Annotated in this window: 1 tRNA gene and 1 rRNA gene; both read right to left on the bottom strand. The window is 57.1% G+C overall.

Annotated elements, in window-relative coordinates:
* Positions 1-31: 31 nt before the first annotated feature.
* Positions 32-148 (bottom strand): 5S ribosomal RNA (gene rrf / locus DPQ25_RS14425).
* A gap of 71 nt (positions 149-219) precedes the next feature.
* Positions 220-294, bottom strand: a tRNA-Glu gene (locus tag DPQ25_RS14430).
* Positions 295-399: the final 105 nt, after the last annotated feature.

The following is a 399-nucleotide window of genomic DNA, read 5'->3' on the forward strand; positions in this document are numbered from 1 at the left end:
CTCTACCGGCTGAGCTATTGAGGAATATAAGTGTTGGCATCCTCCTATTGTCCCGGGCCGTCACCAGCCAAGTATCGTCAGCACGTGCGAGCTTAACTTCCGTGTTCGGAATGGGAACGGGTGGACCCTCGCCGTCATCAACACCAACTCCAAAGTCTTCTAACTTTGTTCTCTATTCTCTTTTCCCTCTTGCTCCCGGCCTCCTCCTCGGAAACCCTTTGGTGACCCGTGCGGGAATCGAACCCACGTTTGCGGCGTGAGAGGCCGCCGTCTTGACCGCTTGACCAACGGGCCGTCTTCCGCCAGCCAGTCTCTTACCCCCAGCCGGCGCTTTCCTTTGGTGCACCATCAGGGACTCGAACCCGGGACACCCTGATTAAGAGTCAGGTGCTCTACCAA

Source organism: Hydrogeniiclostridium mannosilyticum (assembly GCF_003268275.1).
Lineage (GTDB): Bacteria > Bacillota > Clostridia > Oscillospirales > Acutalibacteraceae > Hydrogeniiclostridium > Hydrogeniiclostridium mannosilyticum.